This window comes from Actinoplanes sp. NBRC 101535 (assembly GCF_030269225.1).
Taxonomy (GTDB): domain Bacteria; phylum Actinomycetota; class Actinomycetes; order Mycobacteriales; family Micromonosporaceae; genus Actinoplanes; species Actinoplanes rectilineatus.
In genome coordinates this window covers 364,373-389,256 of sequence record NZ_BSSY01000004.1, presented here as the reverse complement: position 1 = coordinate 389,256, position 24,884 = coordinate 364,373, and the positions used below count along the sequence as shown (strand labels likewise).

The 24,884-nt window shown below is 68.2% G+C and carries 23 protein-coding genes and 1 tRNA gene; 12 read left to right on the top strand and 12 right to left on the bottom strand.

Features of this window, described 5'->3' with window-relative positions; all coding sequences use genetic code 11:
* Positions 1–82 precede the first annotated feature (82 nt).
* Genes QSK32_RS13735 through QSK32_RS13725 form a run of 3 tightly spaced genes read left to right on the top strand, consistent with a single transcriptional unit; the run spans position 83 to position 1,992 of the window.
* Entirely contained in the window at positions 83–697 is a 615-nt protein-coding gene (locus tag QSK32_RS13735; RefSeq protein ID WP_285472115.1) for a hypothetical protein, read from the top strand.
* Between the two features lie 10 nt (positions 698–707).
* Positions 708–1,313: a SigE family RNA polymerase sigma factor gene (locus QSK32_RS13730; protein ID WP_502872528.1), complete on the top strand. Its 606-nt coding sequence runs from the start codon at positions 708–710 to the stop codon at positions 1,311–1,313.
* Positions 1,306–1,992 carry a hypothetical protein gene (locus tag QSK32_RS13725; RefSeq protein ID WP_045740247.1) on the top strand — a complete coding sequence of 229 codons (687 nt, stop codon included), beginning with the start codon at positions 1,306–1,308 and terminating at the stop codon, positions 1,990–1,992. Before QSK32_RS13730 ends, QSK32_RS13725 begins: the two co-directional genes overlap by 8 nt.
* 154 nt (positions 1,993–2,146) lie before the next feature.
* Here QSK32_RS13725 and QSK32_RS13720 read toward each other — a convergent pair whose 3' ends face one another.
* On the bottom strand, positions 2,147–2,323 hold the full coding sequence (locus tag QSK32_RS13720) for a hypothetical protein (RefSeq protein WP_157410723.1): 177 nt from the start codon (positions 2,321–2,323) through the stop codon (positions 2,147–2,149).
* Positions 2,324–2,687: 364 nt separating this feature from the next.
* Here QSK32_RS13720 and cmk point away from each other — a divergent pair, with 364 nt between their 5' ends.
* The 3 genes from cmk (at position 2,688) to QSK32_RS13705 (ending at position 4,929) form a co-directional block, all read left to right on the top strand.
* Entirely contained in the window at positions 2,688–3,368 is a 681-nt protein-coding gene (gene cmk / locus QSK32_RS13715) for a (d)CMP kinase (RefSeq protein ID WP_285472114.1), read from the top strand.
* Complete coding sequence (gene der / locus QSK32_RS13710; protein ID WP_281179036.1) at positions 3,365–4,804, top strand: ribosome biogenesis GTPase Der; 1,440 nt, start codon at positions 3,365–3,367, stop codon at positions 4,802–4,804. The genes cmk and der overlap by 4 nt, the downstream gene beginning before the upstream one ends.
* Positions 4,805–4,855: 51 nt before the next feature.
* Positions 4,856–4,929 (top strand) — tRNA-Pro (locus QSK32_RS13705).
* A gap of 965 nt (positions 4,930–5,894) precedes the next feature.
* Here the strand turns inward: QSK32_RS13705 and QSK32_RS13700 are convergent.
* Positions 5,895–6,347 (bottom strand): Lrp/AsnC family transcriptional regulator, encoded by a 453-nt coding sequence (locus QSK32_RS13700; RefSeq protein WP_285472113.1) that lies wholly within the window; start codon positions 6,345–6,347, stop codon positions 5,895–5,897.
* 131 nt (positions 6,348–6,478) lie between these two features.
* Between QSK32_RS13700 and QSK32_RS13695 the strand changes: the two genes are divergently transcribed.
* Complete coding sequence (locus QSK32_RS13695; protein WP_285472112.1) at positions 6,479–7,096, top strand: LysE family translocator; 618 nt, start codon at positions 6,479–6,481, stop codon at positions 7,094–7,096.
* Positions 7,097–7,159: 63 nt separating this feature from the next.
* Positions 7,160–7,609, top strand: a complete 450-nt coding sequence (locus tag QSK32_RS13690) for a PaaI family thioesterase (protein ID WP_285472111.1) — start codon at positions 7,160–7,162, stop codon at positions 7,607–7,609.
* A gap of 331 nt (positions 7,610–7,940) precedes the next feature.
* Here the strand turns inward: QSK32_RS13690 and QSK32_RS13685 are convergent, their stop codons facing one another.
* Positions 7,941–9,212, bottom strand: coding sequence for a YbiU family protein (locus QSK32_RS13685; RefSeq protein WP_285472110.1), 1,272 nt, complete (start codon positions 9,210–9,212; stop codon positions 7,941–7,943).
* 89 nt (positions 9,213–9,301) lie between these two features.
* Between QSK32_RS13685 and QSK32_RS13680 the strand changes: the two genes are divergently transcribed.
* Positions 9,302–10,411, top strand: coding sequence for an ROK family transcriptional regulator (locus QSK32_RS13680; protein ID WP_285472109.1), 1,110 nt, complete (start codon positions 9,302–9,304; stop codon positions 10,409–10,411).
* On the opposite strand, the gene QSK32_RS13675 is transcribed toward QSK32_RS13680, so the two are convergent.
* From QSK32_RS13675 to QSK32_RS13635, 9 genes are all read right to left on the bottom strand, one after another.
* Complete coding sequence (locus tag QSK32_RS13675; protein ID WP_285472108.1) at positions 10,395–11,345, bottom strand: sugar kinase; 951 nt, start codon at positions 11,343–11,345, stop codon at positions 10,395–10,397. The genes QSK32_RS13680 and QSK32_RS13675 overlap by 17 nt on opposite strands.
* Complete coding sequence (locus QSK32_RS13670) at positions 11,342–11,974, bottom strand: bifunctional 4-hydroxy-2-oxoglutarate aldolase/2-dehydro-3-deoxy-phosphogluconate aldolase (RefSeq protein WP_285472107.1); 633 nt, start codon at positions 11,972–11,974, stop codon at positions 11,342–11,344. Before QSK32_RS13670 ends, QSK32_RS13675 begins: the two co-directional genes overlap by 4 nt.
* Positions 11,971–13,110 (bottom strand): glycoside hydrolase family 88 protein, encoded by a 1,140-nt coding sequence (locus QSK32_RS13665; RefSeq protein ID WP_285472106.1) that lies wholly within the window; start codon positions 13,108–13,110, stop codon positions 11,971–11,973. The genes QSK32_RS13670 and QSK32_RS13665 overlap by 4 nt, the downstream gene beginning before the upstream one ends.
* Positions 13,110–14,582: an aldehyde dehydrogenase family protein gene (locus QSK32_RS13660; protein WP_285472105.1), complete on the bottom strand. Its 1,473-nt coding sequence runs from the start codon at positions 14,580–14,582 to the stop codon at positions 13,110–13,112. The genes QSK32_RS13665 and QSK32_RS13660 overlap by 1 nt, the downstream gene beginning before the upstream one ends.
* 18 nt (positions 14,583–14,600) lie before the next feature.
* Positions 14,601–15,368, bottom strand: coding sequence for an enoyl-CoA hydratase/isomerase family protein (locus QSK32_RS13655; protein WP_285472104.1), 768 nt, complete (start codon positions 15,366–15,368; stop codon positions 14,601–14,603).
* A complete protein-coding gene (locus tag QSK32_RS13650; protein WP_285472103.1) occupies positions 15,365–16,987 on the bottom strand; it encodes a GMC family oxidoreductase in 1,623 nt (540 codons plus the stop codon). The genes QSK32_RS13655 and QSK32_RS13650 overlap by 4 nt, the downstream gene beginning before the upstream one ends.
* Before the next feature lie 13 nt (positions 16,988–17,000).
* A complete protein-coding gene (locus tag QSK32_RS13645) occupies positions 17,001–18,632 on the bottom strand; it encodes an acyl CoA:acetate/3-ketoacid CoA transferase (RefSeq protein ID WP_285472102.1) in 1,632 nt (543 codons plus the stop codon).
* 148 nt (positions 18,633–18,780) lie between these two features.
* Positions 18,781–19,776, bottom strand: a complete 996-nt coding sequence (locus QSK32_RS13640) for an alcohol dehydrogenase catalytic domain-containing protein (protein ID WP_285472101.1) — start codon at positions 19,774–19,776, stop codon at positions 18,781–18,783.
* 5 nt (positions 19,777–19,781) lie between these two features.
* Complete coding sequence (locus QSK32_RS13635) at positions 19,782–21,293, bottom strand: GMC oxidoreductase (RefSeq protein ID WP_285472100.1); 1,512 nt, start codon at positions 21,291–21,293, stop codon at positions 19,782–19,784.
* A gap of 270 nt (positions 21,294–21,563) precedes the next feature.
* Here QSK32_RS13635 and QSK32_RS13630 point away from each other — a divergent pair, with 270 nt between their 5' ends.
* The 3 genes from QSK32_RS13630 to QSK32_RS13620 all read left to right on the top strand — a co-directional run bounded on the left by QSK32_RS13630 (position 21,564) and on the right by QSK32_RS13620 (position 24,838).
* Positions 21,564–22,862, top strand: a complete 1,299-nt coding sequence (locus QSK32_RS13630; protein ID WP_285472099.1) for an ABC transporter substrate-binding protein — start codon at positions 21,564–21,566, stop codon at positions 22,860–22,862.
* Positions 22,863–23,033: 171 nt separating this feature from the next.
* On the top strand, positions 23,034–23,942 hold the full coding sequence (locus QSK32_RS13625) for a carbohydrate ABC transporter permease (protein ID WP_285472098.1): 909 nt from the start codon (positions 23,034–23,036) through the stop codon (positions 23,940–23,942).
* Positions 23,939–24,838, top strand: a complete 900-nt coding sequence (locus QSK32_RS13620) for a carbohydrate ABC transporter permease (RefSeq protein WP_285472097.1) — start codon at positions 23,939–23,941, stop codon at positions 24,836–24,838. Before QSK32_RS13625 ends, QSK32_RS13620 begins: the two co-directional genes overlap by 4 nt.
* The last annotated feature ends 46 nt before the right edge of the window (positions 24,839–24,884 follow it).

The following is a 24,884-nucleotide window of genomic DNA, read 5'->3' as shown; positions in this document are numbered from 1 at the left end:
TTCGTTAGCCGAAGGCTGAAATCAGCCGGGCTCCCGGCGCGTGTCCGTGGCACATCAACAAGCCACACGTGAAGGAACCCCCATGCGTTTGATCCTCGTCGGAGCCGTCGCCACCGCCCTCGCGCTCACCGGATGCGCCGGCACGCCGCAGGCAGCCCCATCGCAGGCCGCCCTGCCGCAGGCCGCCCCATCGCAGGCAACCCCGCAGATGGAGCCGGTAGCGGCGGCGAAACCGGACGAGAAGGCGGTCAAGTCCAACCTGAGCCGGCTCAAGAAGCTTGGCATCACCATCAACGCCGGGGTCCTCATCGACGTCGCGGACGACGGCAAGGACCGTTTCCTCGCAGTCGGCAAGAACGGCAAGGTCGACTTCACCGGCACCGGGCGTACCGACACCACGATGATGTCGCTGCAGGCCGCGCCGGTCGCCGCCGAGAACCGTGTGGTGATCAAGCCGCCGTTCTGGAACGAGGACCTCGGCGCCGGCTACTGCGTCGCGGACACCAAGGGCGCCCCGCTCAAGCTGGAGACCTGCGAGACCGGCAAAGCCACCCAGATCTTCACCGTCGTGCCGGCCGGCGACTCCGGCCAGTTCGAACTTCGCGGAAAGTACGGCATCCTCCGGGTCGACGACGGCAAACTCACGACGAGCGGCAAGGGCCGCACCGGCCTGCAGACCATCAAGTACGCGCAGTGAGAACGAGTACATGCGTGATGCCGGAGACTTCGACGCGTTCTACGCGACGTCGTCGCGCCGGGTCCTCGCCCACGTCGCGATGATGGTGGGCGGTGCGGCCGAGGCCGAGGACTCGGTCGCCGAGGCGTACCTGCGCGCCTGGAACCGATGGCACAGGATCAGCAGATACGAGAACCCCGAGGCATGGGTACGCCAGGTCGCCTACCGCCACGCGGTGAGCACCTGGCGCAAAGCCGTCAACCGGCTCCAGGCCCACCGCCGGGACACCACCGACGGTCACGTGGCCGCGCTCGGCCCCGACCACGTGGCCATCGTCGCCGCCCTGCGCCGGATCCCCGCCGGCCAGCGGCGGGTCGTGGTGCTGCACCATCTCGTCGGCCTCAGCGTCGCCGAGATCCACCAGGAGACCGGGATCCCGTCCGGGACCGTCAGTACCTGGCTGGCGCGGGGCCGGCGCGCACTGGCGGACCATCTCACCGACGGTCCACCAGCGTTCTCAGAAAAGGACGGTTCGCCAGCGCTCTCAGAAAAGGACGGTTCGCCAGCGCTCTCAGAAAAGGACGGCTCACCGGCGTCGAAGCTCTCAGGAAAGGACGGTGATCGCGGCGATGCCTGACGACGAGATGCAGTCCAGCCTGCAGGCGTACGCCGATCATCTGCAGCGGGGGGCGACGATGGCACCTGCCACGGAGATCCGCCGCCGCGGTGACCGTCGTCGCCGCAACCGGGCCGCCGGGGGCACTTTCGCCGCGGTGCTGGTCGCGGCGGCCGGCGTCGGGCTCACGCTCGACCGCGGTGATCAGAATCAGCCGGTGCTTCCGGCAGGACCGTCGGCGAGCGCTTCGATCATTCCTTACACGCCGGGTACGCCGCTGAGCTCGGACGTCAGCCAGTTGGACCGGATCGGCGTTGATCTGGGAACCGGCACGCTGATCGACGTGGCGGACGACGGCGCCGACAGGTGGATGCAGATCGGCGCCGATGATGGCGTGGACTTCACCGGTACGGCGAAGGACGCGTCGACCCGGATGTCGTTGCGGGCCGCGCCGGTGATGGTGAAGAACCAGGTCCTGATCATTCCGGTGGCCCGGCCGGACAGCTGTGTGACGGCCGTGTCGCCGGTGACGCTGGCGCTGCAGCCGTGCCGGGACGGGGAGACCGCCCAGATCTGGGAGATCGTCCCGGCCGGGGACTCCGGGCAGTTCGAGCTCAGTGGTGAGCACGGGATTCTGCGGGTCGACGGGACACTGGTCGCGTCGGGTGGACGGAGCGGGATGCAGACGATCCCGTTCTGACGAGGGCGCGGCAGGGCATCGGTGCCAGGGCGAAGAGCGGAAGCCGGACCAGCCGGGCGGCGAGCCGGGCGTACGAGTCCGGAACGGTGTGCAGGCGGCCCGCCAGCGGACGGTCGCCCACGATCCGGCCGAGGGTGGTGACCGCGGTCTGCTGTCACAGGAAGATGCTCATGGCGAGCAGGTACGCCGTCACCACCGCCGTCCCGATCCGCGGCCGAGTCGGTTCCGGCAGATGCCGAGTCGGTTCCGGCAGATGGTGCAGAGGACTGGAGCCGGTGAGAACCCCGTCGCCGGAGACGAGTGCGGTCACCAGCCAGTGACCGAGAACCACGCCGAGAATCGACGGTTCTTCCCGACCTCCGGTGCCGGATACGGGGCTGAGCCGGAGAGCAGGGGCTGATCCGGCGGGTCCGAGTGCTGCCAGGGAGCCGTCCCGGGACTGGCCCTCAGGTACTACGTGCGGCGTTACCGCAGGTCATCGACCCGGGATCGCCGCCGCCGGTCGCGGCTCCGGGCCTGCGTGGCACAGGATCGCGATCAGTCCGGGAGGTGTGGGGTGTCCGGGACGGCCGTTCACGCGTACAAGATGAAGGTTTTGATCTTGAAGGTTCTCCGGCACGAGCCCCGGTTCGTCGGCCGTCGCGTCGGCGGGCACAATGGGAGGGTTGATTGTCTGGGGACCTGCAGGAGGAACGGTGGAGCTTCAGGAACGGCCCGAAACGTGCGTGGTGGCCGTCGACGGCCCGTCCGGATCGGGCAAGTCCACCGTTTCCCGGCGGCTCGCCGCGGCTGTCGAGGGCGTCTACCTCGACACCGGGGCGATGTACCGCGCGGTCACCTGGGCGGTGCTCAACGCCGGCGTCGACCTCGGCGACCCGGACGCGATCGCCAAGATCGCGCTGGAGACCGAGCTGTCGATCGGCACCGACCCGCTGGCGCCGCACTTCGCGGCCAACGGCACCAACGTCGACGAGGCCATCCGCGGCGCGGAGGTGACCGGCGCGGTGTCCGCCGTCGCCGCCGTCCCCTCCGTGCGCAAACACCTGGTCACGCTGCAGAAAGCGATCATCGACGGGCATCCGCGGATCATCGTCGAGGGCCGTGACATCGCCGCGGTCGTCGCTCCCGACGCCGACCTCAAGGTCTACCTGACCGCCTCCGCCGCCGCCCGCGCCGCCCGGCGCAGCGGCGAGAACGGATCCGACGTCGCCGCGACCGAGGCCGACCTGGCCCGCCGCGACAAGCTCGACTCCAGCCGGGCCACCGACCCGCTGCGCCAGGCCTCCGACGCTCTCGAGGTGGACACCACCGGCATGGGCATCGACGAGGTCGTCGCGCACCTCCTGCATCTGCTGAACAGCAAGGTAAGTAAGTGACTGAACTTCCCGCCGGCCTCGACATCAACGATTTCGAGGGTGGTTTCGATCTCTCCGCCGGTTCCTCCCCGGATTCCGACTCCCCGGAATTCGAAGGACCGGTGCCCGTCGTCGCCGTCGTCGGACGCCCCAACGTGGGCAAGTCGACGCTGGTCAACCGCATCATCGGACGTCGCCAGGCGGTCGTCGAGGACGTGCCCGGGGTGACCCGGGACCGCGTTCCCTACGACGCGTCGTGGAACGGCCGCCGATTCACCGTCGTCGACACCGGCGGCTGGGAACCCGACGCTCGCGACAGGGCCGCCGCCATCGCCGCCCAGGCCGAGATCGCGGTGCAGACCGCCGACGTCGTCATCTTCGTGGTCGACGTGACCGTCGGCGCCACGGACGTGGACGAGGCCGCCGTCAAGATGCTGCGTCGCAGCCACAAACCGGTCATCCTGGTCGCGAACAAAGCGGACAACCAGAACCTCGAGATGGAGGCGGTGTCGCTCTGGTCCCTGGGCCTCGGCGAGCCGCACACCATCTCGGCGCTGCACGGCCGGGGCTCCGGCGACCTGCTCGACGACATCCTGTCCGCGCTGCCGCCCACCCCGCCGATGCTCGAGGGCAACGTGCGCGGCCCCCGCCGGGTCGCACTGGTCGGTCGCCCGAACGTGGGAAAGTCCAGCCTCCTCAACCGCGTCGCGAAAGAAGAACGCGCGGTCGTCGACTCGGTCGCCGGCACCACCGTCGACCCGGTCGACAGCCTGGTCGAGATGGACGGCGACATCTGGCAGTTCGTCGACACCGCCGGCCTGCGCAAAAGAGTGAACCAGGCCTCGGGTACGGAGTACTACGCGTCCCTGCGCACCGCGGGAGCCGTCGAAGCCGCCGAGGTCGCCGTCGTGCTCCTGGACTCCGGCGAAGTGATCAGCGAACAGGACCAGCGCGTCATCACCCAGGTGATCGAATCCGGTCGCGCCCTGGTGATCGCCTTCAACAAGTGGGACCTGGTCGACGAAGACCGCCGGTTCTACCTGGACAAGGAGATCGACCGCGACCTGAAACGCGTCACGTGGGCCGTCCGGGTGAACATCTCGGCAAAGACCGGCCGAGCGGTCGACAAGCTGGCCCCGGCCATCCGCCGAGCCCTGGCCTCCTGGGAACAGCGCATCCCGACCGGTGCCCTCAACCAGTGGCTGACCACCCTGACGCAGGCCACCCCCCACCCGGTACGCGGCGGACGCGCCCCACGCATCCTGTTCGCCACCCAGGCCGGCATCGCCCCGCCGCGCTTCGTCCTGTTCACGACAGGGCCGTTCGACGCGGGCTACCAGCGCTTCATCGAACGCAAGCTCCGCGAGGAGTTCGGCTTCGAAGGCTCGCCGGTCGAGGTCACCGTCAAGCCCCGCAAGAAGACGGGGCCGGGGGGCCGCGGAAAAGCGCATGGGTGAGGTTGCTAAGCTTTAGGAGATGTCGCGCCGGGCTGAGGTTCGGGGCGGGATCGGGCTGTAGCGCAGCTTGGTAGCGCACTTGACTGGGGGTCAAGGGGTCGCAGGTTCAAATCCTGTCAGCCCGACTTAACAAAAGGCCAGCGTAGCTGGCCTTTTGCATATCTGGACATCGATGGAATCGTGGCGCCGGGACACGTATTTTTGCACGTACGCGCGTACGGTTTACGCCCGGATTCCGGCTGATCTTCGGAGCCGGCTCGTACTCAACAGCTCGTGATCGTTCTCCCGGAGTCGGCCTCACTGCCGGGGCGCCTGGTTGAGCAGGGCGTTCATGGTTGGAGTGATCGGATCTCGACGCGATAGGTCTCCCTGTCCGCGATACCGAACGTCGATGCACAGGATTCTCCTATGTGGATGATCACGACACCTCGATGACACGAACGTTCGTGCGGTGATCTTCGCCGGGGTTCGCCGGTCCTGTCTGGGGCCGGTGATTCCATGATCGTGCCTACTCGTGGGGTGCGGAAGTTGGCTGCGGTTGTCTCGGGTTGTCCGCGGTAGTCCCAGCCGGCTTGTCGGCCTGCCGTCGCGGCTCCGGTGGGGCCGATCGGGTTGCACCAGTTCCGGCATCTGGTCGCCGTAGAGTCTGGTCACCGGTCGGTTGCGGGGAGTGCGGGTGGGGTCCGGCGGTTGTGCGGCCGACTCGTCGCCCGGGTTCCCAGCGGTGTGTCTGTCCCGGCCGGTCGATCGCTCGTCAGAGCGGACGTTGATGGCGGCGGCGACGGTCCAGGCGATCCGGACGGTGTCGTCTTCGAGCGTGTACTGCTGAGTCCATTGCTTTTCGGGTGGATCAGGTTGCGTCGGCCTTATTGACCTCCGGATCCCAGACCGCGAGCGCGACATCGTCTCGGCAGTGAGCCGGGAGGCGAGCCGACGTCGGCACCCAGAACACGTCGGCTACGCAGTGTCACGTTGCCATCCCCGGGTGACCGGCGGCAGGGCCGTCGCTGGGGGTAGGCGCGACGGGTCGGCGGTCGATACCGCCCGCTTGGCTCTTTGGGAGAGTTCAGAGTTCAGCGTCGGCCCCTGGCTAGAGGTGAAGAGGCCGGTCCTCGACGATCGTTTTCATGACGAGGGTGGAGCGTAGGCGTTGGACGCCGGGGAGGGTGGCGAGTTGTTCGTCGTAGACCTCTTGGAAGGCGGGGAGGTCGCGGGTGATGACGTGCAGCAGGTAGTCGGGGTCGCCGAAGAGTCGCTGGGCGTGGGTGATGTGCGGGATGTCGATGAGGGCTTGTTCGAAAGTGTCGAGGGTGCGGCGGTCGGCGGCGTTCATGGTGACGAACACCTTGGCGTCGAAGGTCAGCCCGAGGGTTTTGGCGTCGAGGTGGGCTCGGTAGGCGCTGATCGCGCCGGCCTGTTCGAGGGCGCGTAGTCGGCGGTGGCAGGGCGAGACGCTCAGGCCGACACGTTCGGCGAGGTCGGTGACGCTGAGGCGGCCGTCCCGCTGGAGCTCGGCAAGAATCTTGCGGTCAAGCGCATCCATGCGGAATATCTTTCCCCATGTGCGGCCTGTTGGCGAGATTGTTGGGAACACTTGCCCTCGTTTCGCGCATAGACTTCTAAGCGGGACGACGTTGCCCGAGAAAGTCATCTGCGTTGGAACGGGGCTGCTCCATGGCTGTCAGCACGATCGCGGCGTTCTGGGCTGTGTCGTTCCTGTTCGTGATCACCCCGGGCGCCGACTGGGCCTACGCGATCACGGCCGGTCTGCGCTTTCGTACGGTGTTGCCTGCGGTCGGTGGGCTGTTGGCCGGACATCTGTTGGCGACGATTGTGGTGGCGGCCGGGGTGGCCGCGCTGGTCGCCGGGTCACCGGTGGTGTTGGCGACGCTGACAGTGGCGGGCGCGGGCTATCTGATCTGGTTGGGCATCGGCATGCTCCGGCAACCTCCGGGGCCGCAGGCAAGCACCGGGCGGGCACCGGGTTCCTGGGTGCGACAAGCGGTTACTGGTCTGGGGATCAGCGGCCTGAATCCGAAGGTGTTCCTGTTGTTCCTCGCGCTGCTGCCGCAGTTCACGCGGTCTACAGCGAGTTTGCCGATCGCGGCGCAGATCGTCGTGCTCGGGTTGGTGCATGTGGTCAGTTGTGCGGTGGTCTACACGCTGGTCGGCGCCGGGGCACGGCGGGTGCTCGGAGCACGGCCGGCTCTCGCGCGAGCTGTGACTCGGTTCTCCGGGGCCGCCATGGTCATCATCGGCGTGGTGCTGCTGACGGAGCAGGCCATCGGGTAGTACGAGCTCGTTGACAGGTCAGCCGCGCCCGGGTGGCGAGGTGCCTGTCGAGAGGGGGAGTCCATGGAAGACGGCGGTCAAGGTCAGGCGGACGCTGAGGTTCGCGAACGAATCGAGGCGAGCTTCGCCCGGCAGGGTTTGATGCGTCATCTCGGCGCCCGGTTGACGCGTGTCGCACCGGGATGCGTGCACATCGCCCTGGCTGCCCGGCCGGAAGTGACCCAGCAGCACGGCTACGTTCACGCCGGAGCTACCAGCGCCATCGCCGACAGTGCCGGTGGATTTGCCGCTCTCACGCTGTTCCCGCCGGACGCTGAGGTGCTCACCGTCGAATACAAGATCAATATGATGGCCCCGGCGACCGGCGATCATGTCGAAGCGGTCGGCAAGGTCCTGAAGTCGGGCCGGACCTTGACTATCTGTCGGCTTGAGGTCTTCGGCATCCAGGACGGACAGCGATCTCTGGTGTCGGCCGGTCAGCAGACGCTGTTCCGTATCGCCGCCACTGGCTGACCTCGGCACGCTAGGCGGCGGGGCGATCGTTTCTGGCCCGGGACCTGTCGCTGGCTCCCAGCGCCAGGTCCCCGCCTCGATCGGGCGGGATTTCAATGTCGGCGCCATGACGGGCAACGCGAACATCGGCTGGTCGACGAAAGCCGATCTGCATGGCGAGCAGCACGTGGGGCCTGGGGGAAAGCGGTGGCAACGTTGTCCAGCCGTCGTGGCGACAACCAGCGTGCCGTCGAGGTCGAGCAGCACCGCTGTAGCTCGGATCGACTACCAGTCGCCATGGGCGACCACCCAAGAAACTCGATGGCCGCCCTGACGATAATGGGAAGGCGCGTCAGAGGCCGAGGCCGCGGCGTCCGGTGGCATTCAAGTCTTCGATGTGGAACCGGTTGGGCCACTCGCGTTCGTAGTGCTCGGCCGGGAAGTCGCTGGGGCTCTCGCCCTTGGCGAGAGCGTCGCGCACCTTCGCGGCGTACGCCTCGTTGCGCGGGCACCAGGGCGCTGCCGGGATGTACATGACGTTGCCCCAGCCCTTCTGGGCCTCGACCGGCGCGACGCTGTGGATCATGTCCGCGTGCCACCAGACGGAGTCGCCAGCGCGCACGTCGGGGATGCCGGCGAGCGCCTCCATCAGCGGGGCGTGCCATTTGTGGCCTGCCGGGAAGACCTGGTTGACGGTCACGCCGCACATGTCGTCGTCGGGGACGTCGCTCAGCAGCGGGCGCAGCATCAGGTAGGCCATCGCCTCGGGGATCGGCACAGTGTGCAGGACGCCTTGGTCGTGGTCCATGTCGGACAGCGCGGTCCAGCCCTGGAACGTCCGGAACGCCGAGCACATGGTGGAGCCGGGGTACTGCGGGCCGGCGGTACGGTGGGCGGCGTCCCACGGGTCGTACTGTTCGACGCTGCCGTCGAACAGGTGCCGGAAAGCCTGCTGGTAGGCGCTCGTCATCCACAGATCGAGGGTGCCGGGGTCGAGGTGGGTGCCGAGGCCGGCCGAGTCAGCGCCCTCGGGACGGCGGCGGATGCGGTCGGGGTAGAGCGAGTCGCGGTTCGGGTCGAACCACTGGACGCCCTCCGAGGAGGACTTCCACTGGCTGTTGAGGAACGCCTGCACGTTCGCCATGCGGTCGCTCTGGCGGGCCTGCATCTGGGCCGGTGACCAGTAGATCGGGTAAATCTCAGGCTTGGATCCGACGCTGCCGAAGAAGTCGTCGCCGGGGCCGCGGTAGTCCTCGAAGAAGTGGTTGCCCTCGACGTAGTCGACTATGTCCTGATCCCACCGGAGGGCCTGGTCGCGCTCGAAGTTGCCGCGAACGATCAGGCAGCCGCGCTTGCGCAGGTGGGCGGTCTGCTCGGGAGTGACGGTGCCGTTGGCGATGTCGGCGTAGTCGATGACCGGCCAGACGCTTTCGCCCCGGCGGCGGGCGGCGACGATGTCGTCGACAGCGGCCTGTACGCGCTGTTCGACCACGGCGAAAACGTCCTCGACGGTGCGGCCGGAGGCGGCGATGCGCTCGCGCAGTGCCTGCTTGATTTCGCGGGTCGCCGCCTTGAGGTCGGTGGGGGTTTCCTCCCAGTGAGGCAGCGCGGTGGTCGTCGACACGGCAGTTCCCTTCAAGTTAGATATCCTTACTTGAAGAACTGTACGGGGGCTTCTCGCTTCAAGGCAAGGGCCCTGACTAGAATAGTTTGGTGGATTCCGCCAAGCCTTCGCTGGACCTGGTGCGGTCATTGACCGACCAGCACGTGCTGCACGCGCTCATGCAGCACCGCCGGCTGACCCGTGCCGAGCTCGCGACCATGATTGGCATCTCCAAGCCCACCGCCGGAGAGAGCGTGCGCCGCCTGACCGAGCGGGGCCTGGTCACCGACACCGGCGAGCGCACCCCGGGCGGGCGCGGCAAGGGCCGGGTGGGCTTCTATTACGCGCTTGCTCCGACGGTCGGCGCGGCACTGGCGGTGACTATCGCACCAGCGGGTGTGGTGGCGGAGTGCGTGAACATCTACGGCGAGCCGGGAGTGCGCGTCACCAGGCAGATTGATCGTCCGGCTCTTCCTGCCCGGGTTTCCGCGGCGTTGGAGGACGCCGTCGCGGAGGTACGGGAGACCGCGGGCCAGGACTTCCGCGTGGCCGTGGTCGGCGCTGCCGATCCGGTGGACCGGGCCACGGGCCGGTTGGTGCAGCTGCCCGACGCGCCGTTTCTGGTGGGTTCGCTGGACCCGGTGGCGGTGCTCGCCCCGTACGTCGACGGCCCGGTCGTGGTCGACAACGACGTGAACTGGGCGGCCCTGGCCGAGCGTGACGGTGCCGGCGCTCAGGTGCTGCGCGATTTCGCCTACATGTACCTCGGTGAGGGACTGGGCTGCGCGATCGTCAACGACGGCGAGGTGCGCCGCGGACACACCGGTCTGGCCGGCGAGGTCGCCCACCTGCTGACTCTCGGCCCCGGCGGACGAGCGGTCCGTTTCATCGAGCTGTTCGGCAAGCTCGGTCTTCGCCGCAACGGCTCCACCGCGATAGACGTCGACCGGCTCCTGGCCAGCCCGGCCGCCACCCATGAGGTTCTTGCCACGGCGGTCGGCGGGGTGGTCGCGGCCGTGATTGCCCTGGCCGATCCACAGGCAGTGCTGGTCGGCGGCCCATGGGGACCGGCGGTGGTGGACAACATGCGCGCGGCCACCGCAAACATGCCGCGCCACGTCCCCATCCGGGCGGCCGAGGTGACCGGCGAGCCCGTGCTCGCCGGCGTGCGTGCCGAGGCACTGAGCCGCCTGCGCGCCGAGGTCACGGCAGACGGCTGAGTTCTGCTTCTCGCCGGAACGCCGAGAGTTCCTCTGCCGTGGGCATGGCGGCCAGGTCACCGTGCCGGGTGGTGACGAGCGCGCCGACAGCGGCGGCTTGGTCGACGCGTTCCTGCAGCTTCGCGCCGGCGAGCTTCGCCGCCAGGTAGCCGGCGGCGAAGCCATCGCCGGCGCCGACCGTGTCCACGGCCTCCACCGCGAAGCGTTTCGAGTGCGCCGAGGCGTCCTGAGTGAAGGCGACCGCTCCCGGGGCACCCAGTTTGACGACGACCTCCTGCGCGCCGGCAAGCAGGTAGTGCCGGGCGATGTCGGCGGGAGCCTGACAGCCGGTCAGGGTGCGGCCTTCGGCCAGGCCGGGAAGCACGATGGTGCAAGCGGAGGCCACCGCGTTGACGGTGTCGCGCATGGCTGTGGCATCGGGGAACAGATTCAGCCGGAGGTTCGGGTCGAACGACGTGGTCAGGCCGGCGTCGCGGGCGGCGGCGAGCAGGGCCGTCGTGGTGCGTCGGGCGGCAACGGAGACGCCGAGTGGGATGCCGGTCAGGTGCAGATGCCGTCGGCCGGTGAGCGGGAGCAGCTCCGCGAGCAGGTCGTCGGCGTGACGCGCGAAGGCACTGTCCCGCCGTAGCTGTAGGACCTCGGGGTCGGTGCCTGAGCCGCCCGCTTTGAACATGATCGCGGTGTGGCCGGGCGCCTGGCGGAGCTGGGCGGTGATCCCCAGTTGGGTAACGGTGTCGCGGACGTATGCGCCGTGCGCGTCGTCGCCGACGACGCCGGCCCAGCCGGCGCTGACGCCGAGTCGCGCCAGAGCGACGGCCACGTTGAGCTCGGCCCCGCCGAGAAATCGAGTGAAGGCGGAGGCGCTCGGCAACGACGGTTCGGTGCTGCCGTACCCGACGAGCGCCTCGCCGAAGGTGAGAACTGCCGGGCTCATGGCGCGGCCGCGGATCGGACGGCGGCACATCGCCGTCGCAGAGCCGCCGGGTCGCCGCCGGAGAGAGCGTCGCCCAGCAGCGGTCCGCCGATGCTGACGGCCGCGGCGCCGGCGGTCAGCCAGACTCCGGCCGCCTCGACGTCCACGCCGCCGGACGGTATGGCGATCAGTTCGGGGAACGGTCCGTGCAGGTGGCGCAGATACTCGGGGCCGACCGTCTGGGCGGGGAAGATCTTGACGGCGGCGGCACCGGCCTCCCAACCGGCGGCGAGTTCGGTCGGTGTCAGACCGCCGGGCAGGATCGCGGTCTCGCCGCGTACGGCAAGGTCGATGACCGCCGGATACAGAGCAGGGGTGACCAGGTAGCCGACGCCGGCGTCGATGGCGGCGGAGGCCTGGGCCGGCGTGGTGACCGTGCCCAGGCCGACGTCCGCGACGGCGCCGTACCGGCCGACCAGCGTGGGAAGTGCGTCGAGGATGCCCGGAGTGGTCATGGTGAACTCGAGGCTAACGATGCCCTCCTCGACCAGCACGTCGCACACCGGAGCAAGCCGCTCGACGGTGTCGGCGCGCAGCACCGCGATGACCCGGCTCGACAGCGTCTTCTCGCCGAGCGGCCGGCGGGTCATCCGCGTACCACCCGGGCCAGGGTCTCGACGAAGAAGTAGTCGCCCCACATGACGCTCTCGTCGACGCCGAGCCCCTTGCGTTCGTGGTAGCTGCCGTGTTTGAGGACTCCTTCCCAGGCCGGGTCGATGCCGAGGAACAGCGGCTCGCACAGCCGCCGTACCGTCGTCTCGGCATGCCGGTGGTAACGCTGGGCCAGCGTGTCGTCCTCGACCAGCGCGGCGAGCATGATCAGGCCGCCGGCGGCGCAGGCGGCCGCCGAGGATTCCCACGGCCGGGTGGGATGCGGCTCGTCGAAGTCGTTCGGTGGCACCGGATCGGCCTGGGTGTGCTCGATCCAGTAGTCGGCGTTGGCGATCGCGGTCCGCAGCAGATGGGTGTCGCCGGTGAGCGCGTACATCGAGGTGAAGCCGTACAGCGACCAGGCGAGGCCACGCGCCCAGGAGGAGTCGTTGCGCCAGCCCTGTTGGGTGGTCTGCCGCAGGAACTCTCCGGTGCCGAGGTCGTAGATGCCCTCGTGGCTGACGGATCCGTCGCCGCGGACCAGGTATTTGCGGGTGGTGTCGCAGTGCCGCCGGGCGATGGCCATGAGGTTGTCGTCGCCGGTCTCCAATGCGGCCAGGGCGATGATGCCGATGTTCATCATGATGTCGATGAAGTTGGAGTCCGGGGCGAGGAAGGAGCGCAGGAAGCCGCCCTGGTCGTTGAGGCGAAGCGCCATGGTGCGGCCGCCTTGGACGACGACCTTCTTCTGTTCGGTGCCGCCGTCGAGCTCGGCCCACTTCTGCCAGGTCGGGCACAGGACGAAGCCGAGGTCGTGGACGTCGCGGTCGTGCTGTCGCTGTTCGACCAGAACGGAGTAGTGCTCGGCGCGGGCTCGCCATTGGTCGCCGAGCCCGAGTTCGTGGAAGAGCCACATCTGGCCGCCGAGGAATCCCTCGCACCAGTTGGTCCACGATTCCTTGCCGTGCTTCCACCGGCCTTCGTGCGTGTAGAGCGGGAAGTAGTCCGGGTGTTGTTCGGCGAGCCGCTCGACCTTGCCGGCGGCGACGCCCAGCGCGGCGCGTGCGGTGTCCCGGGTGGACGCGGCGAACGGCAGTGTGCGTTTTTCGGTGACCTGCCTGGAGTTCCAGTACATCAGTTCACCCACTTGGGCAGGGGCGCGCCGGTACGCACCACGATGCTCTTCTGTTCGGAGAACTCGTCGCAGGCGGTGCGGCCCAGTTCGCGGCCGATGCCGGAGGCCCCGTAGCCGCCGAAGCAGACCTCGGGGAAGCCTTCCATGTAGCAGTTGACCCAGACGGTGCCGGCCCGGGTGGCCTGGGCATAGGACATGGCCGTGCCGATGTCGCGGCTCCAGACTCCGGCGGACAGGCCGTACCCGGTGGCGTTGGTGATCTCGACTGCCTCGGCCAGGTCGCTGAAGGTGACCACGGACAGCACCGGGCCGAAGATCTCCTCGCGGGCCACCCGGGCGGCCTTGGGCACACCGGTGAGCACGGTCGGCTGGAAGTAGCGGCCGACCGGGGCGTCCAGCCGTTGTCCGCCGGTCGCGATCGTGGCGCCCTCGCGCTCGCCCAGGGCGACATAGTCGGTCACCACGCCCAGGTGGTGCTCGGAGATCAGGGCGCCGACCTTGGTGGCTTCGTCGAGCGGGTCGCCGACAACGACGTCGTGGGTGCGCTGGACGACCCGCTGGGTGAACTCCTCGGCGACGTCCTGATGGACCAGCAGCCGCGAACCGGCGTTGCAGCATTCGCCCTGGTTGAAGTAGGCCCCGAAGACGACCTTCTCCAGGGCGGCATCCAGGTCGGCGTCGGCGAAGACGACCTGCGGGTTCTTTCCGCCGAGTTCGAGGCTGACCTTTTTGAGACTGTCGGCGGCGGCACGGGCGACGCTTTTGCCGACCCGGGTCGAGCCGGTGAAGGTGGTCATGTCGGTGCCGGGGTGCTCGGCCAGCCACTGCCCCACGTCGCCGCCGCCGTGCACGAGGTTCGCGGCGCCCGGCGGTAAGCCTTCCTCGTGCAGGATCTGCACCAGGCGGGTGGTGGTGCCGGGGGTCATGTCCGATGGCTTGATCACGGTGGTGCAGCCGGCGGCGAGCGCGAACGGAAGCTTCTGGCTGACGATCAACAGGGGGAAGTTCCACGGCGTGATCACGCCGACGACGCCGACCGGTTCCTTGACAACCATGGCGAGGAAACCCTCGCCGAGCGCGTTGTGGGCATCACCGTAGGTCTGCTGGGCCAGGCCGGCCGCGTAGTGCCAGATGCCGGCAGCGCCGCGCACCTCGTCGCGGGCCTGGCTGATCGGCTTGCCCGATTCGACCGTCTCGATCAGCGCGAGCGCGTCGACCTCCTGCTCGATCCGGCTGGCGACGCGGCGCAGGACCGCGGCACGTTCGGCTCCTGACATTCGCGGCCAGGAGCCGGTGTCGAACTCGCGTCGCGCGGCGGCGACGGCAGCGTCGACGTCGGCCTTGCTCGCGCTGACGTAGCGCGCGGCGATCTGCGCGTGTCCGGGGCTGATCCGTTCGGCGGCAGAGCCGGAGCCGTCGAGGGCCTTGCCACCGATCAGGTTGGGCCAGTGCTGGGTTTCAAACGTGGTCATCAGAAGCCTTTCGGTAGTTCATGCGCCGTGGAATGTCGGGTCGCGGCGCTCCTGGAAGGCGGCGAAGCCCTCCACCGCGTCGTCGGTGTATGCGGTAGCGGCCGAAGCCAGTGGCTCCATCAGCCGGTAGGCGGGCCCGGAGTCGATCGCCTGCTTGGCCATCTGCACGGCGATCGGCGCACGTCCAGCGATGCGCTCGGCGAGCTCGACCGCGGTCGCGTGTACCTGGTCTGTAGGAACGATCCGGTTGACCAGGCCGCAGCCGGCCGCCTGTACGGCGCTCAGCGGGGTGCCGGTGAAGATGAGCTCCTTGGCCCGGGCGGCGCCGATGGCGGCCGGTAGCCGGCCCGTGCCTCCCCAGCCGGGCACGGTGCCCAGGCCCACCTCGGTGAGCCCGAGTGTCGCTTCCTCGGACAGGACGCGCAGGTCGCAGGCGAGCGCGAGTTCGAATCCGCCACCGTATGCATTGCCGTGGATCGCCGCGATCGTAGGTTGTCGCAGGCCGGCGAGCAGATCGAACACGCGCAGCCCGGTTCGGGTCCAGCCGGCCCACATGTCCAGCGGCGGCAGGGCCTTGAACAGCTTGATGTCGGCGCCCGCGCAGAACGACCGGGTCCCGGCGGCCGCGATGATCACTACGCGTACGGCGCGGTCGGCGTCGAGGTCGATCAGGATGCGCTCGAGTTGTTGCAGCATTGCCGGGGTCAGGGCATTGTGCTTGTCCGGCCGATCGAGCAGAACGGTGGCGACGGTGCGGTCGAGCGTGAGCGTGACTTGGCCGGTCATGCGCTGACCGCCTGGTCGTCGACGTCAGCGACAGCGCCGCCGAGCACGTGGTGGGCGCCCTTCTCGCCGATCATGATGGAGGTGGCCTGGGTGTTGCCGCTGATCAGCGTGGGCATGATCGAGGCGTCGATCACGCGCAGGCCCTCAATGCCGTGCACGCGCAGCGCCTGGTCGACCACCGCCAGGGGATCGGCGCCCATCTTGCAGGAGCCGACCGGGTGGTAGTCGGTCTTGGCCCATCGGCGGACGTACTCGCGGATCTGCGCGTCGGTGCGGATGTCCTTGCCGGGCATGTGCTCGCGCTTGACGAAGGGCGCGAACGCCTTGGTGGCCAGCATTTCCCGGCCCCAGCGGAAGCCTTCGAGGGACACCTTCCAGTCGTACGGGTCATCGAGGAAGTTAGGGTCGATGTCCGGCTCGTCGGCGGGGTCCGAGGAGCGCAGGGTGACCTGGCCGGTACTGCGTGGTCGCAGGTTGCAGGTGTTGATGGTCATGCCGTGGCCCTTGACCCGCATGCGGCCGTGGTCGATGACGTACGCGGGCAGTGCGTGCATCTGGATGTCCGGCGTGGCGACATCGGCGGAGCTGCGCACGAACATGCCGGCCTCGCAAACCGACGCGGTGATCGGCCCGGTCCGGGTGGTGATGTATTGCAGGCCGGCGAGCAGCGCCCTGTCCGGGCGGTCGGACTGGTTGTAACTGACCGGAACGGTCTCGGCGGTCAGGTAGACGTCCATGTGGTCCTGGAAGTTCTTGCCGACGCCGGGCAGGTCGTGCACGACATCGATGCCGAGCGCCCGCAGTTCGTCGGCGGGGCCGATCCCGGACAGCAGCAGCAGACGGGGCGAGTTGACGGCTCCGCCGGACAGGATGACCTCACGGTCGGCGTACGCCGTGGTGGGGTGTCCTTTGTGCAGGTAGCGCAAGCCGACCGCGCGGCCCTTCTCCACCAGCACCCGGGTGGCGAGGGCGTGGGTCTGGATGGTGAGGTTCTTGCGGCCGCGGATGGGCCGCAGATACGCGGTTGACGCGCTTTCCCGGCGGGCGTTGCGCTGGGTCACGTCGTACCAGCTGACGCCCTCCTGCCGGGCGCCGTTGAAATCGGCGATGAAGGTGACGCCGAGCTCTTGCGCGGCGCGGACGAAGGCCTTGCTCAGCGGGTTGTGCTGAATCTGCTCGGTGACGTTCATGGCGCCGTCGCTGCCGTGGAACTCGTCGTTGAGCCGCTCGTTGTGCTCGGCGCGTTTGAAGAACGGCAGGACGTTCGCGTAACTCCAGTCCGGGTTGCCGTTCTGGGCCCACCGGTCGTAGTCCTCGCGCTGGCCGCGGATGTAGATCATCGCGTTGATGGAGGTGCTGCCGCCGAGGGTGCGGCCTTGCGGGTAGTACATGCGCCGGTTGTCCAGCTGTCGCTGCGGCACGGTGTGGAAACCCCAGTTGACCTTGGGCCCGGAGAGTTTGGTGAAGCCGACCGGCATGTGGATCAGCGGCGACCAGTCGCGGCCGCCTGCCTCCAGCAGCAGGACGGTGGTGTGCGGGTCGGCGGACAGGCGGTTGGCGACGGCGCAGCCGGCAGCACCGGCGCCGATGACGATGTAGTCGTACCGGGATGTACTCATCGTTTGGGGGTCCTTAGGAGGCGAGGGGTGCGGTCGGGCGCGCCGTGAACCGGGAGATCCGGGCGGGCCGGCTCGGCAGGACCAAGCCGGTCGGTTCGGGCCGGAACAGGGCGGGGTCCATGAGTTTGAGCTGGTCGCTGACCCGCAGTGGGATCTCCGCGCGGCCGAGGACGTCACGTTCGAGGTCGACGCCGGGGGCGATCTCGATGACGGTGAGCCCGTCGTCACCCAGTTCCAGCACGCAGCGTTCAGTGACGTAGAGGACGTGTTGGCCGCGGCGGCGCGCCATCTTCCCGGAGAAGGTGACCTGGGCCACGGCGGGCACGAACTTGGCGACCGGGCCGTCCTGGACGATGACCAGAGCACCGTCGGCGATGCGGATGTCTTTGCGCCCGGCGGTGAAGAATCCCGAGAAGACAATCTTGGGCGCCCGGGTGACGATGTCGGCGAAGCCACCGACGCCGGCGGTCACGTGCGGCCGCGACGGCAGGTGCGAGACGTTCACGTCGCCGTGCTGGGAGACCTCGAGGAACGACAGCATCGCCGCGTCGAAACCGCCGCCCTGCAGCTGGGTGAACTGGTCGATGCTCTGCATCAACGCTTGCGGGTTCAGGGCGCAGCCGAACGCGAATCCGGTCAGCGGGAAGCCGCCGACGGCGCCCTGCTCGATGATCCAGGTGACGTCTTCGGCGTGGCCCTCCTCGAGCAGGATGCGCGGGACCGCGGCCGAGACACCGAAGCCGAGATTGACGGTGGCGTCGAGGGTGAGTTCGGCGGCGGCGCGTCGGGCGATCACCTTCTCCATGCCGAACTCGACCGGCTCGACGTCGTCGAGACTGCGGCGTTGTTGTCCGGAGAGCGCGGGATCGTAGGCGGTCTGGGTGGTCTGCAGCTGGTCGGGCGCCACGACGATGGCATCCACCAGGATGCCGGGCACGTGGACGTCCGGCGCGTCGAGCTGAGCGTCAGACAGTCGTTTGACCTGGGCGATGACGATGCCGCCGCTGTTGTGGGCCGCGTACGCCTGGTCCAGCGCGCCGAGCGATCCGCCCTCGTGCTCGTACGACAGGTTGCCCAGCTCGTCGGCGGTGGTCGCCCGGATGATCGCGACGTCCACCGTGATAGCCGGGTAGAACAGGTATTCCTTGCCGTTGACCTCGCGCAGTTCGACGAAGTCGGGCGTACGGGAGTTCATCTTGGCTCCGTCCAGCCGAGGGTCGGCATAGGTGCCGAGGCCGACCTCGGTGAAGACGCCGGGCTGGCCGGTCGAGGCGGCCCGATGCATCTGGAAGAGCACACCGGACGGGATGTTGTGGGCCTCGATCTGTTCGCCGTGGATGAGTTGCCGGATGAGGGGCGGATCGAGTTTCGAGGAGCCGGAGGGCAGCGAGCCGGCGAACACTCGCCGCAGCTGGCCGGGCCGGCAGAGGTGGTCGATGCCTTTGATGCCGTACATGTCGCCGGCGGCGATCGGGTGCAGGGTGGTCAGGTCGCGCGGGGCTGACTCGGCCGCGTATCGCTCGCCGATCGCGGCGAGGACGGCGTCAGGGCAGCCGAGACCGGACGAGGACGAGACCGAGATGACGGCGGCGTCGGGGATCAGCCGGGCAGCCTGCGATGCGTCCAGGACGGGAACGATGCGCATGGAGAGTCCTTCGTGCGTGATGAGTGTTCCGGTTGCTCGGCGTCGGCACGGCGAGCCGGTCGGGCTGCGTCAGCAAGGGACTGCAGCGGCGCTTAGACCGATCTAAAAGCGCGTGTGGCGAGATTGTCAAGGTGGGCGACGAGGGTTGTCACGGCACGGTGACGACGGCCTTGATGACCTCTCCTCGGCGCAGCGCGGGCAGCAGATCGACGAGTTCGGTCAGCTCGATGCGGTGGCTGACGATCGGCGAGAGGTCCAGCAATCCGCTTTCCAGCAGCCGGATCGCGTCGGGGAAGGCGTGCTGACCGACGAAGGAGCCGACGACCGTCAGTTCCTTCAGGGTGATCTGGGCCTGCGGCACTTCGGGCCGGGCGTGGTCGTTCAAGCCGAACAGCAGGATCCGGCCGCGTGGGGCGGCCAGGCCGACGGTTGTGGCGAACTGTGAGCCGACGGCGTCGATCACGATGTCGGCGTTGAGGTCGAGATCGTCCTCGGGGGACAGCACCCGGTCCGCGCCGATGGCCCGGGCCGCCTGCGCCCGGGTCGGCGAGATCTCCACGACCGTGACGCTGGCCGCGCCGCTGGCTTTGAGGACCGCGGTGAACAGCAGGCCGATCGCGCCGGCGCCGAGGACGACGGCATGTTCGCCGGCGCCGGGCCGGATTCGGCCGACAGCGTTGGTCACGCAGGCCAGTGGTTCTGTGAGTGCCGCGATGTGCAGCGGGAGCTCGGCGGAGAGCCGGATGCAGGCAGTCGCCGGGACCACGACCTTCCGGGCGAGGCCGCCATCGCGCCAGACCCCGAGATCGACACGATCGGTGCAGTGGTTGGGAATGCCGGACAGGCAGGCGCGGCAGGTCCCGCAGGTCAGGATCGGCCGGATCGCGACCCGGTCGCCGACGGCGACGTTCGTGACGCTGTCGCCGATCGCTGCGACGTCGCCGATGATCTCGTGGCCGAGGACGACACCTTGCTCGGCGGGGTAGCCGGGTGGGTCGCTGAGGATGTGCAGATCGGTGCCGCAGACGCCGCAGGCGCGGACGCGGACGATGACGTCGGCGGGTCCACCGAGGGTGGGTTCGGGGCGGTCTTCAACCGCGAGGACACCGATGTCCTGAAGGACGGCGGCGGGCATGGTCGTCATATCTCTCACCTCAAGAGGTCGCCCTCGCGGGCGACGCGGATGGCTTGGGCGGCGATGGTCAGGGCGGGGTTCATCGCCGCCGAGGACGGGAAGAACGAGCTGTCGACGACGAACAGGTTCTCGACGTCGTGGCTGCGGCAGTGGCTGTCCAGGACGCTGGCGGCCGGATCGGTGCCGGCGACGGCGGTGCCGCACATGTGCGAGTTTGTGGCGATGCCCATGGTCTCGTGCAGGACCACCGGGTATCCGACCTTCTTGAGCATGGTCCGAGCCTTGCGGATCAGGCCTCGATGGGCGCTCATGTTGTTCGGCCGCCAGTGGACGACGGGAACGTTGTCGCCGTTCAGAGTGATCCGGTTAGCGGGATCGGGCAGGTCCTCCGACTCCAGGTAGAAATCGGCGGAGTACTTCGTGGCCCCGTTCAGCAGCGGCAGGGGAAGGTAGGGGCGGGCGGACTTGATCATGGCGCCCTGCAGCTTGCCGAGCATCTGGATGTTGCCCAGCGGCTCGCCGAGATCGGAAGTCAGATACCAGTCGTTGATCGAGATGGTTTTCTGGAAATCCGTGTGGTTGGGCCGGCGGGGATCGAGCGCCACCATGAACGTGGCGTTGTGGACCATGTAGCGACGCCCGAGCAGCCCGGAGGAGTTGCCGAGCCCGTCCGGGTGCTTGTCGTTGGCGGACATGAGCAGCAGTCGTGCCGAGTTCACCGCTCCGGCGGAGACCACGAACGTACGAGCGCGTACCCGTACCTGCTCGCCGTTGCGAACGCCGGTGGCCTCGACGACCCGTGTGCCGGCCGGGTTGGTGTGCAACCGCAGGATTCGTACTGAGGTCTCGAGGCTGGCGTGGCCGCTCTGCAGTGCGGGATCGATGGCGCGGGTCTCGGCGTCGCCCTTGGCGTCCACGGCGCAGGGAAAGCCGTCGCAGGTCCGGCAGCGAATGCAGGCGCCACCGTCGCGCCGGTCGACGGCGATCGACGCCGCTGCGGGGGAGTAGCCCGCCGCTCGCAGGCGGTCCTGCAGGGCCGTCATGTACGGCTCGTGCGGCAGCGCCGGGTAGGGATAGTCGGTACTGCGCCACGGATCGGACGCGTCCTGCCCGGGTGTGCCGTGCACGCCGAACCACTGCTCGGCGATGCCGTAGAACGGCTCCAGATCGGCGTAACTGAAAGGCCACGCCGGGGAGAGGCCCTCACGGAACTGGATCTCGCCGAAGTCCTGCTCGCGAAAGCGGGCGAGGCTGGCCCCGTACATCTTGGTGTTGCCACCGACCCAGTAATGAACCCCCGGCTTGAACGGGTTACCGGTGGTGTCGAGCCACGGGGCGGCGTTCTTGTAGACGTCGTCGACGAACACTTTGCGCGGCGACCAGTTCTCCTCCGCCGCACGCGGCAGGCGGGTGCCGCGCTCCAGAACACAGGTGCGGATGCCCTGCTCGGCGAGAGCCCGGGCGATGACTCCGCCGCCCATGCCGGAGCCGATCACGGCGACGTCGGTTTCGATGGTGAACGTCATGGCTGGTCTCACTTCCGGCCCGGCGTTTCTAGTAAGCAGTCGTTACTTAGTGGCGGAGTGTAGACCGGCCGGAAATTCTAGGCAAGGGCCCTCACTAGAACGTATTCCATGGTGAGCACAAATCGGCTTACCCCATTGACAGCCTGCGCGACCTGTCCTTAGATCGGTCCAACTCGCAACTTAGACCGTTCTAAGCGACGGTACGAGACGCCTCCGTAACACGCCGGAACGTCGCCTGGCACGTGCATTCCGATCTTTCAAGGAGAGCTGATGATCAAGAAGCGGATGGGTGCCGGCCTCACCGTCGCCGTCTCGATAGCGCTTTTCGCCGGCGGCTGCGGCGGTTCTGGTTCGACCGGTGACGGCGACAAGAGCAGCGGTGGCAGCAAGAGCCTCGAGGTCTTCTCGTGGTGGACCTCCGGCTCGGAGTCCGAGGCGCTGCAGGTGCTGCAGAGCGCATTCACCACGGCCGCCCCCGGCGTCACGTTCAACAACGCCGCAGTCTCCGGTGGCGGCGGCTCGAACGCCCGCACCGTGCTGGCCACCCGGCTGCAGGGCGGCAACCCGCCCGATTCCTGGCAGCTGCACCCCGACCAGGACCTGATGTCGGCCGTGGAGGACGGCAGCGTCGCCGACATCAGCGACCTTTACACGTCCAACGGCTGGGACACCAAGCTGCCCGACACCGTGAAGGCGATGCTACAGAAGGACGGCAAGTACTACGCCGTGCCGGTCAACGCCCACCGTGCCAACGTGCTGTGGACAAACCCCGCCGTCCTCAAGAGAGCCGGCGTCGAGCTCACCGACACCTCCACCCCGGCGGACTTCGTCGCCGACCTGCCCAAGCTGAAGGCCGCCGGTGTGGCGCCGGTGTGTCTCGGTGCCAAGGACTCCTTCGCTCCGGCTCAGCTGCTCGAGGCGTTCATTCTCGGCGGCGTGGGCGTCGACGGCTGGACGCAACTGCTGACCGGAAAGCTGTCGTTCGACGACGCCAAGGTCCGCACCGCCGTGACTCAGTTCGCCGAGACGCTGAAGTACGTCAACGTCGACAGCGCCGTGCTCACCTGGGACCAGGCCGCGCTGCAGGTCACGGACGGCAAGTGCGCCGCCACCCTGATGGGCGACTGGGCTTTCGGAGAGTACCTGGCCAAGGGCAAGAAGGACGGCACCGACTTCAGCCACGTGATCTTCCCCGGCACGGCCGGCCTGTTCGACTACGTCGGTGATGCCTTCGCGATCCCGGCCAAGAACGCGCCCAACGCCGACGCCGAGAAGATCTGGCTCACTCAGCTGCTCAAGCCTGAGGTCCAGGCTCAGTTCAACCTGAAGAAGGGCTCCGCGCCGGTACTGGCCGGTGTCTCGCTGGACGGCTATCCCGACTACCAGAAGGACTCCGCGGCGGCGTTCCAGAAGCTGCCGGTCGTCAGCTCGCTGGCCCACGCCCAGGGCGCCCCGGCCGAGTTCGCGAACACCTACGTCGACGCGGTCACCTCGTTCCTCGGCTCGAAGAACGTCGACGGTCTGCTGAAGACCATGACCGAAGCCCAGAAGACCCAGCTCAACAGCTGACCCGGAGCCGGGGCGGGCGACCGCCCTGGCAACCGCCCCCGGACACCCGCTTTGGAGACACCGATGGCTGCCATCACGGCAACCCCACCCTCGACCCGGCCGGAACGTGCCCGGTCAACCCCCGGGCGCAGAAACCGGGGTCGGTCACGATTTCGCTCAGCGCCCTGGTTCATGGCCCCGAGCATCCTTCTCACCTTCATCTTCATCTACGGGTTCATCGGCTTCTCCGGCCTCATCTCGCTCTCCCAGTGGAAACGCCCGACCCGCAGTGACCTGGCCCTGCGCTCCCCGTTCGGCGCCACGTACGTCGAGATGTTCCAGGAGCAGCGCTTCCAGGCCGATCTTCGCAACGTCACCGTCTTCACGGTGCTGTTCCTGCTCGTCACCGTCCTCGGCGGCCTCGTCATGGCGCTGCTCGTACACCACGTCGTGGTCGCCAAGGGGCTGTTCCGCACCGTCTTCCTGCTGCCGTACGCGCTCAGCTTCATCGTCACCGGCGTGGCCTTCCGCTGGATCTTCAACCCCAGCAGTGGCATCAACGTCTGGCTCGGCGACCTCGGCGTCACGAACCTGCCCAAATGGTCGACCGACACCACCGTCGCGTTCACCATTCACCATGCCGGCGACGGTTTCTGGCAGATCGATCTCGGCATCCCCCGGGCCATCATCCCGATCGTGATCGCCGCGGCCTGGCAGCTCAGCGGTTTCGCGATGGCGATGTACCTGGCCGGCCTGGCCAGCATCCCCGAGGAAGAACTCGAAGCCTCCAGCATGGACGGCGCCGGCTACTTCCAGCAGCTGCGCTACGTCATCCTGCCGCAGATGTGGCCGGTGACTGTCACCTGCCTGATCCTGCTGCTGCACACCTCGCTGAAGATCTTCGACCTGGTCGTGTCCATGTCGGGATCGGGGCCCGGTTTCGTCACCGACGTTCCCGGCATCTACGTGTACGACATGATGGGCCGCGCCAACCGGTACGACAAGGGCACCGCCGCGGCGATCGTCCTGCTGATCATGGCCTGCGTGTTCGTGGTGCCGTATCTCGTTCGCGTCTACCGGAAAGAAGGGAAGGGCGCGTGACCTCCGCCGTCAACACCCTCAACACCACGGCGTCGCCACCGCCCACGACCGGGACGCGCCGCGCACGCAAAAACCGAGGCTACTGGCGCCCGCGATCGGTCGGTCAGTGGCTCACGCTGGCCGCCTGTAGTGTGCTGCTGATCTACTTCGCCTTCCCCGTCTACGTGATCGTCAGCACCGCCCTCAAAGGACCGGGCGCGGCCGGCGGTTCGCTCGGACTGCCGTCATCGATCGACATGTCCGGCTTCAGCCTCGCCTGGGGGCAGCTCAAGGGCAACCTCTGGAACTCCGTCCAGATCGCCGTGCCCGGCACGATCATCTCCTGCCTGCTCGGAGCCCTGAACGGTTTCGTGCTTGCCAAGACCCCGTTCCGCGGCGCCAAGCTGCTGTTCGTGCTGATGATGGTCGGGATGTTCATCCCGTTCCAGGCGGTCATCATCCCGCTGTTCGTCTTCCTGCGGGCGCTCGGACTGCAGGGCACGCTGACCGGCATCGTGCTGGTCCACGTCATCTACGGACTCCCGTTCGTCACGCTGATCATGCGCAACTACTACGTCAACATCCCGGACGCCATCATCGAGGCCGCCACCGTCGACGGGTGCGGCCTGCTGCGCACCTTCACCCGGATCGTGCTGCCGCTGTCGATCCCCGGCTTCGTGGTCGCCGGCATCTTCCAGTTCACCAACATCTGGAACGACTTCCTGTTCGGGCTCATCGTCACCTCCCAACAGACCTGGCCCGTGACAGTGCGGCTGAACAACCTCCTTGGCGACACCAGCGTCGACTACGGAACCCTGATGGCCGGCGCCCTGATGGTGGCCGCACCCACCGTGCTGGTTTACATCGGGCTCGGCCGCTACTTCATCGGCGGGTTGACCTCGGGCGCGGTCAAGTAGTTCGGGCTCGCGGGGCTCGCCGGCCCGGCGAGCCCCGCTTTCCTGC

Bases quoted from the DNA above. Each gene is read 5' to 3' on its own strand.
- QSK32_RS13735 (WP_285472115.1), top strand. From the start codon at position 83: ATGCGTTTGATCCTCGTCGGAGCCGTCGCCACCGCCCTCGCGCTCACC.
- QSK32_RS13730 (WP_502872528.1), top strand. From the start codon at position 708: ATGCGTGATGCCGGAGACTTCGACGCGTTCTACGCGACGTCGTCGCGC.
- QSK32_RS13725 (WP_045740247.1), top strand. From the start codon at position 1,306: ATGCCTGACGACGAGATGCAGTCCAGCCTGCAGGCGTACGCCGATCAT.
- QSK32_RS13700 (WP_285472113.1), bottom strand. From the start codon at position 6,347: ATGGATGCGCTTGACCGCAAGATTCTTGCCGAGCTCCAGCGGGACGGC.
- QSK32_RS13695 (WP_285472112.1), top strand. From the start codon at position 6,479: ATGGCTGTCAGCACGATCGCGGCGTTCTGGGCTGTGTCGTTCCTGTTC.
- QSK32_RS13690 (WP_285472111.1), top strand. From the start codon at position 7,160: ATGGAAGACGGCGGTCAAGGTCAGGCGGACGCTGAGGTTCGCGAACGA.
- QSK32_RS13675 (WP_285472108.1), bottom strand. From the start codon at position 11,345: ATGAGCCCGGCAGTTCTCACCTTCGGCGAGGCGCTCGTCGGGTACGGC.
- QSK32_RS13670 (WP_285472107.1), bottom strand. From the start codon at position 11,974: ATGACCCGCCGGCCGCTCGGCGAGAAGACGCTGTCGAGCCGGGTCATC.
- QSK32_RS13665 (WP_285472106.1), bottom strand. From the start codon at position 13,110: ATGTACTGGAACTCCAGGCAGGTCACCGAAAAACGCACACTGCCGTTC.
- QSK32_RS13660 (WP_285472105.1), bottom strand. From the start codon at position 14,582: ATGACCACGTTTGAAACCCAGCACTGGCCCAACCTGATCGGTGGCAAG.
- QSK32_RS13655 (WP_285472104.1), bottom strand. From the start codon at position 15,368: ATGACCGGCCAAGTCACGCTCACGCTCGACCGCACCGTCGCCACCGTT.
- QSK32_RS13650 (WP_285472103.1), bottom strand. From the start codon at position 16,987: ATGAGTACATCCCGGTACGACTACATCGTCATCGGCGCCGGTGCTGCC.
- QSK32_RS13645 (WP_285472102.1), bottom strand. From the start codon at position 18,632: ATGCGCATCGTTCCCGTCCTGGACGCATCGCAGGCTGCCCGGCTGATC.
- QSK32_RS13640 (WP_285472101.1), bottom strand. From the start codon at position 19,776: ATGACGACCATGCCCGCCGCCGTCCTTCAGGACATCGGTGTCCTCGCG.
- QSK32_RS13635 (WP_285472100.1), bottom strand. From the start codon at position 21,293: ATGACGTTCACCATCGAAACCGACGTCGCCGTGATCGGCTCCGGCATG.
- QSK32_RS13630 (WP_285472099.1), top strand. From the start codon at position 21,564: ATGATCAAGAAGCGGATGGGTGCCGGCCTCACCGTCGCCGTCTCGATA.
- QSK32_RS13625 (WP_285472098.1), top strand. From the start codon at position 23,034: ATGGCCCCGAGCATCCTTCTCACCTTCATCTTCATCTACGGGTTCATC.